We start from the raw sequence: 6,568 nt of genomic DNA on the forward strand, positions 1-6,568 counted from the left end.
TATGGAATCTCCCATTGAAAGAATCAAACTTTCTCAAACAGCCAAAGAACAACTACTTAAACTTAAACGTAGCACTAAAATTGACCAATGGAACATTTTATGTCGTTGGGCTTTTTGTCGTTCCTTAGCAGAATCTGCCCCACCCTCACCGGTACCAATTCCCCAAGATAGCAACGTAGAAATGACCTGGCGGGTATTTGGTGGCGAAATCTCCGATATTCTTCTGCTCGCCCTGAAGCAACGCTGCCATAATGATGGCTATGGTACAGACAAAGAAACCCTAGCTACGCAATTTCGCCTGCACTTGCATCGTGGAATTGGTTACTTAGCAGGAGACCCAAATATCAAGAAAATTGAAGACCTAATTGAATTAGCAGTCAAACATTGAAAGGATATTAGTTAACAGTCAACAGTTAACAGTTAACTGATATGGCCGAATCTTTAGAAATCGAGCGTCACAGAGCAGCGATCGCTCGTCATGATATATCTCGCCCTGTCCGCTTGGCAATAGACTGGCAAATCCTCAATCAAGAGACTTCATTTTTTGATTATGGCTGTGGCCACGGTGGTGATGTGCAGCGAGTCGCCAAATTAGGCTATAGTAGCGCCGGTTGGGACCCTTACTACTTTCCCAAAGACACCATTAGCGTCGCCGATATAGTCAACTTAGGTTATGTCCTCAACGTCATTGAAGACCAAGAGGAACGCCGCCGAAGTCTGATCCGCGCCTGGGAAATTACCCAAAAAGTTCTAATTGTCGCTGCACAAGTATTAATTAACGCCCCGAGTAAAACCCAACTAGCTTACAGCGATGGTATAGTTACTCGCCGCAACACCTTTCAGAAATATTACGAACAACAAGAACTCAAAACTTACATAGATGAGGTACTGAATGTAGATGCAGTACCAGTAGCCTTGGGTGTGTATTTTATCTTTCGTGATGATGTAGAAAAAGAAAGTTTTAAAGCCATCCGGTTCTTTTCTAGCACTGCTACACCTAGAGTACGTATTCCCAGTAAGCGGTTTGAAGACTACCAGGAACAACTAAAACCACTGATAGACTTTTTTACCAAACGTGGCAGGTTACCTGTAAAAGGTGAATTAGGGAATCAAGAGGAACTACTCACAGAATTTGGTAGCTTCCGCCGAGCCTTTAATGTAGTTTTACAAGTTACCGATGAAGCAGAATGGGATGCGATCGCCTATCGTCGTTCCTTAGACATTCAAGTATATCTTGCCCTCAGTCACTTTGATCAACGTCCCACATGGCACAAACTACCCCCAGAAATGCGCCAAGACATCAAAGCCTTTTTTGGTAGCTACGAAGAAGCTTGTCAAGTAGCTGACCAAAAGCTTTTCAGCTTAGGTAATCCCCAAGTTATCCACAAAGCCTGCGAAAAGAGCAAAATTGGCAAACACACACGGGGCGCACTTTACGTTCATGTGTCTGCCCTAGCAGCCCTTGACCCCTTACTACGAATTTATGAAAGCTGTGCTAGCCGCACCATCGGGCGTGTAGACGGAGCCACATTAATCAAATACCATCTTGACAAGCAACAAATATCTTACTTATTTTACCCACAATTTGACATTGATCCCCATCCAGCCTTAACAGCCAGTATTACCATTGACTTAAAAACCCTATACATCACTCACCGAGATTATGCAGATAGAGCCAATCCGCCCATTCTGCACCGCAAAGAAACCTTTGTAACTCCCAATTACCCACACTACCAACAATTTGCCCAACTCACCCAACAAGAAGAAGAATTAGGATTACTCAAGCAAAAAAGTGACATTGGTACCCGTGCAGGTTGGGAAAAATGCTTGGCTGCACACGGCGTAACAATCACAGGTCATCAAATTCATCAACTCAAAGAATTTTAACTAAATTCCATGTTTCCTAAGAAAAATACAGCAACTGTGGCAAGATAACTGCAATTGATCAAATTGAGAAAGAACCTAAACAAAATGAACCCCGTGCGATCGCTGGTAAAAGTTTTTGGTAGCCGTAAAATGGCCGCCTTGACATTAATAGGTTTCTCATCAGGCTTACCATTGTTCTTAACCAGCCGAACCCTCCAGGCTTGGATGACTGTAGAACAGGTAGATTTAGGTGCTATTGGCTTATTCAGCCTTGTAGGTCTACCCTACTCCTTAAAATTTATCTGGTCACCCTTGCTGGACAGGTTTGCAGTGCCAATTTTAGGGAGGCGACGCGGCTGGTTAATTACACTGCAAATTGGGTTATTAATTGCCATTGCCCTCATGGCTGGGCAACAACCCAAGCAAGCATTACAATTATTAGCGATCAATGCTGTGGCGATCGCCTTTTTAAGTGCAAGTCAAGACATTGCCGCCGATGCTTACCGTACTGATGTTCTAGAAGAATTAGAATTAGGAGCAGGTGCTGCTGTTTTCGTCTTAGGTTATCGAGTAGCGCTGTTATTCACAGGGTCTTTGGCATTAATCCTAGCGGACAGTTTACCCTGGTCATCAGTTTACCTATTGATGTCCTTGGGTATGGGTATTGGAATTATTGCCACCTTATTTGCGCCAGAACCCAAAGAAACCAGCCCCCCAGAATCTTTATTAGCTGCGGTAATTTTACCCTTTGGGGAATTTTTCCAGCGCCAGGGAGTAATCCGTGGCTATTTTATTCTGCTATTCATCGTCCTGTATAAACTGGGGGATGCCTTTGTTAACAATATGTCTACACCCTTTTTGTTACAAACGGGATTCACCCAAACTGACATTGGCGCAATTCAAGGTGGTATGGGGCTAATTGCTACCATCGTTGGCACCTTAGCAGGTGGAGCAATTTTGAGTAGAATTGGTATCAACCGTTCGCTCTGGTTATTTGGTGTTTTGCAAGCGGTGAGTAACTTAGCTTATTATATCCTGGCTAATCTTGGTAAAAACTACTCGGCTTTAGTGTTAACAATTAACATTGAAAACTTCTGCGGTGGCTTGGGAACAGCAGCCTTTGTGGCATTTTTGATGAATATGTGTAACCAGCGGTTTTCCGCCACCCAATATGCTTTATTATCCAGTTTTATGGCGGTCAGTCGTGATATTCTAGTCGCGGATGCTGGGAATTTAGCAAAAATTACAGGTTGGCCTTTATTTTTCATTATCAGTATGGTTGCTGCTATCCCAGGATTACTTCTGTTACCATTCTTTGCCCCTTGGAACCCTAAACCAGTGGCAATATCCAGACCAGGACTTGAAGAAGATGAGGATTTATGGGGAACCAAATAGTTATTATTGTTGGCACATTTATTCTCTTACTCACCGGCTTGTTACTCGGCTATGTTCTCTCACAGTTAGTTTTAGGATTTCTAGAACTTAACCAACTAACAATCTTCGGAACATTCAGTCTAGTTGTAATCTTTGGTACACTTTATTACGTTTTGTTTTGGCAGCTAGGTCGAGAACAATCACGCTTAAGAGCTCAAAACAGACGAGATGCGGTACAGGAGCAAACAACAACCCTGATAACCGATAGCCATCTCAAAAACAAACTCATTGCTAAATTAGGAGGTGATGTAACCGCTGCTGAACAATTGATTCAACAAGCAAGGGTTAATTATCCGGGAATGCCAGAAAATTGGTACTGTGAGAGGGCTATTGATGATTTGGAACGGGAGCAACGCTAACCAGATTCAAAACTCGATAGAATAAATCAAGCCAATATTCTCAGCAGCCCCAAGATTGCAATTAAACTATGGTGATCATTCGTCAGTATATTGCCCCATTGCTGGTAGTGTTAATCTTTTCATTAGCACTGGTAGCAGTCAGCGCCCGTATTTTCCTACCCTCTGATATGGCAGCACCCGCACCAGTAGAAGAGAATGGGCAAATAGGAACATGGGTGAATGGGGAAGAAGAATTATTTTCTGTTTCACAAACCCCTGGGGTGTGTTTGTCTATTTTACCCCCCGTAACCAAGAATTTAACGGTAACTGAGTTTGTCTGAGGAACTGCTACCGGGCTACTATATTCGTCCCGGTTCAACACAAGAGCGATCGCTGCTGGTCAAGTTTATGCAGCAAACTTACCGGGAACTATTTCCCCAGCAAGACTTTGCCCATCTAGCCAGAACCGTTAATCAGTATTTCTCCCCAGATACACCCTTGTGGTGGGTAGAGTGTTTGGGTGAGGAATCCCCTATTATTGCCTGTCTCTGGGTAGGAAATGCCATAGATCAAGTGCGGGGCGATCGCCATGCTCACATTTTTCTTCTCTACGTTGTCCCAGAATATCGGCGACGGGGTATTGGTACAGCTATGATGAGGTATGTAGAAAATTGGGCAACTCAAAGAGGCGATCGCCAAATTGGTTTACAGGTTTTTCCATCCAACTCAGCAGCCTTCAACCTTTACCATAACTTAGGTTATCAAACCCAATCCCTATGGATGCTAAAATCACTAACTAAAGGTTTGTAGTCAGGAGTCCTAGTTTTATTTACCTTGTAGGTAGTTCACCCCTAAATGATCTAAATATATCTATTTAATGCTACCAGATAAATATATAAATATTCATTATGTATGACGAAGAAGACCTCAGCCTACTTGATGGAGAGGAAGAGCTAGAAAGCCCCCTGGATAACATAGCACCCCTAACCACTGAATCTCAAGGGCCAAAGCCAGATCCAGAGGAAATGCTAGCTCTTTTAGAAAATCATCAACCCCAACAACGGATGCTTGCGGCTCGTGCTTTTTGTGATCTGCAAGATACACGGGCTACACCCCATTTAATTCGCCTGTTAACTGATACCTGTCCCTTGGTGCGGGTGAGTGCAGCCTATGGGATTGGACGCAATCCCAGTCCAGAAGCAGTAGAACCGTTAATAAATCAACTTAACAAAGACTGGAATGGCTATGTACGTAAGGGGGTAGTTTGGGCTTTAGGAAATTGCCGCGATCGCCGTTCTCTAGCCCCCCTAGCAGACGCTTTAAAAACCGACATTTCCGCCGTGCGTTTGTGGTCTGCTAGCGCCTTAGCCCAAATGGCAGATGTTGGATATGAGACTGTTGTGGGAGCAATACCACCAGTAATTGAAGCCTTAGTCCAAGACCCAGTAGCAGCAGTGCGGAGTAACTGCGCTTGGACAATTGGGCAGTTGTGCCGAGAATTACCGTCTAATATTATCTATGCCACAGCGATCGACGCTTTGATTCAAGCCTTCGCCGAAGACAAGGATTTAGGAGTGCGGGAAGACGCCAAAGCCTCACTATTAGGGGTAGGTGACCCCCGTGGCTTACAGCTGATTGAAACCCTAGAACAAGAGGGATGGTTTTGATGGGTGGGGAATGATACTTAAAGCCATCGGTTTGCTGTTTAAGATTTCTGTCTCTGAGCGATTTGCATAAGCAGACGAAGTGCTTCGTTAACCGATTCACTTGTGGGAAAGGCTTGAGCAACGTCAGGTTCAAGTAATACTACATTTGTTCCTGCTGGGTAGCGATCAACATATTTTCCTCTAACACCACCCTGCATCTTGCTAAAGTCATACTCAGGTCTTAAGTCGTCTTCTAGCTCGTGGTTACTCTCCATCTTCATAAAACCTCCGCTCATTTCGGGTTCCTTCTCGTGCGATGATAATCCGAACGCGATCTGCTCGATCTGTATGGGAGACTATCAGGATACGATTAGCACTGGATAATCCAATGATAACGTAACGCTCCTCACCGTAAGAGTGATCTGGGTCAGGGAATGTCACAGATAAAGGATCATTGAAAACAGTAGACGCCTCGTTGAATGAAACGCCATGCTTTTTCAGGTTCGAGTTCGCCTTGTCTGGATTCCATTCAAATTGCATTTAAACAACACTTGCTACTCTACTTGATTTTTACGTAAAACATCGGTGCTTAATAATTAGGTTGCCGACACTGAATATTAGGATCTAAAAGTCGGGAACTAAGGCAAGACTGATATATAAACGAGTCGTTACGCATCTTTTGGATATCCAGTTTAGATTTTTCGATTTTACCATCCGTATATCCCCAATCGTAACATTTACGACTGCGTTCATTTTCATATGTATTGTTAAGTGTACCTCCATTAAAACCCGCCAACCAACCACTGGAGTAAGCTGTTTTTCTAGAGGAATAATTGGGAGCGTTTCGACAACTTTGTCGAGATTCGGCTTGAACTGTATTCATATTCCAGCCAAAGACAGAAACTATGGCGGTGGTAGTCATAAGTAATTTGTACAACTTGTTCATAGTTACCTCACTAGAGGCTAATTCTTAACTTCTACTTATTACTAGAAGCTGAAACCGAGTTTTCGCACCATTCAGTATTAGTATTACTTATTAATAACTTTATTTTCTTATAATTTATCAATATAAAAAAATAACCGCAAAAAATAGCTTTCAGCGTTCTATAGATAAATGCATTGGTTGAACGAAAATACATATAGTCTAGGACTTACGCATTGACAAAAAACATGATCTATGATGGCTAGATCATGCGATCGCTATTAAGATTAGCAAAAATATGCTCACGGACAACAGAAGTAAATAGATTCCTCTGTACTTCATACCAATTGCTAATTATATTT

The 6,568-nt window shown here is 43.0% G+C and carries 10 protein-coding genes; 7 read left to right on the forward strand and 3 right to left on the reverse strand.

Annotation, left to right across the window (positions count from 1 at the left end; all coding sequences use genetic code 11):
* Position 1 precedes the first annotated feature (1 nt).
* From dndE to NWP21_RS07300, 7 genes are all read left to right on the forward strand, one after another.
* Positions 2 to 388, forward strand: coding sequence for a DNA sulfur modification protein DndE (gene dndE, locus NWP21_RS07270; RefSeq protein ID WP_271733746.1), 387 nt, complete (start codon positions 2 to 4; stop codon positions 386 to 388).
* A gap of 41 nt (positions 389 to 429) precedes the next feature.
* Positions 430 to 1,887: a DNA phosphorothioation-associated putative methyltransferase gene (locus NWP21_RS07275; protein WP_280792167.1), complete on the forward strand. Its 1,458-nt coding sequence runs from the start codon at positions 430 to 432 to the stop codon at positions 1,885 to 1,887.
* An 84-nt stretch (positions 1,888 to 1,971) separates the two neighbouring features.
* The gene (locus NWP21_RS07280) at positions 1,972 to 3,261 is read left to right on the forward strand and encodes an AmpG family muropeptide MFS transporter (RefSeq protein WP_280792175.1); all 1,290 of its coding nucleotides are present in this window, start codon (positions 1,972 to 1,974) and stop codon (positions 3,259 to 3,261) included.
* Positions 3,246 to 3,659, forward strand: a complete 414-nt coding sequence (locus NWP21_RS07285) for an ABC transporter permease (RefSeq protein WP_280792168.1) — start codon at positions 3,246 to 3,248, stop codon at positions 3,657 to 3,659. Before NWP21_RS07280 ends, NWP21_RS07285 begins: the two co-directional genes overlap by 16 nt.
* 68 nt (positions 3,660 to 3,727) lie before the next feature.
* A complete protein-coding gene (locus NWP21_RS07290) occupies positions 3,728 to 3,979 on the forward strand; it encodes a hypothetical protein (RefSeq protein ID WP_271733750.1) in 252 nt (83 codons plus the stop codon).
* Positions 3,972 to 4,448 (forward strand): GNAT family N-acetyltransferase, encoded by a 477-nt coding sequence (locus NWP21_RS07295; RefSeq protein ID WP_280792169.1) that lies wholly within the window; start codon positions 3,972 to 3,974, stop codon positions 4,446 to 4,448. The genes NWP21_RS07290 and NWP21_RS07295 overlap by 8 nt, the downstream gene beginning before the upstream one ends.
* Positions 4,449 to 4,546: 98 nt before the next feature.
* Positions 4,547 to 5,305: a HEAT repeat domain-containing protein gene (locus tag NWP21_RS07300; protein WP_280792170.1), complete on the forward strand. Its 759-nt coding sequence runs from the start codon at positions 4,547 to 4,549 to the stop codon at positions 5,303 to 5,305.
* Between the two features lie 38 nt (positions 5,306 to 5,343).
* Here the strand turns inward: NWP21_RS07300 and NWP21_RS07305 are convergent, their stop codons facing one another.
* Genes NWP21_RS07305 through NWP21_RS07315 form a run of 3 tightly spaced genes read right to left on the reverse strand, consistent with a single transcriptional unit; the run spans position 5,344 to position 6,230 of the window.
* Positions 5,344 to 5,565, reverse strand: a complete 222-nt coding sequence (locus tag NWP21_RS07305; RefSeq protein ID WP_271733753.1) for a hypothetical protein — start codon at positions 5,563 to 5,565, stop codon at positions 5,344 to 5,346.
* Positions 5,549 to 5,824 carry a BrnT family toxin gene (locus NWP21_RS07310; RefSeq protein ID WP_280792171.1) on the reverse strand — a complete coding sequence of 92 codons (276 nt, stop codon included), beginning with the start codon at positions 5,822 to 5,824 and terminating at the stop codon, positions 5,549 to 5,551. The genes NWP21_RS07305 and NWP21_RS07310 overlap by 17 nt, the downstream gene beginning before the upstream one ends.
* 49 nt (positions 5,825 to 5,873) lie before the next feature.
* Positions 5,874 to 6,230: a hypothetical protein gene (locus tag NWP21_RS07315; RefSeq protein ID WP_280792172.1), complete on the reverse strand. Its 357-nt coding sequence runs from the start codon at positions 6,228 to 6,230 to the stop codon at positions 5,874 to 5,876.
* Between the last annotated feature and the right edge of the window lie 338 nt (positions 6,231 to 6,568).

This window comes from Anabaenopsis sp. FSS-46 (assembly GCF_029891665.1).
GTDB lineage: Bacteria > Cyanobacteriota > Cyanobacteriia > Cyanobacteriales > Nostocaceae > Anabaenopsis > Anabaenopsis arnoldii.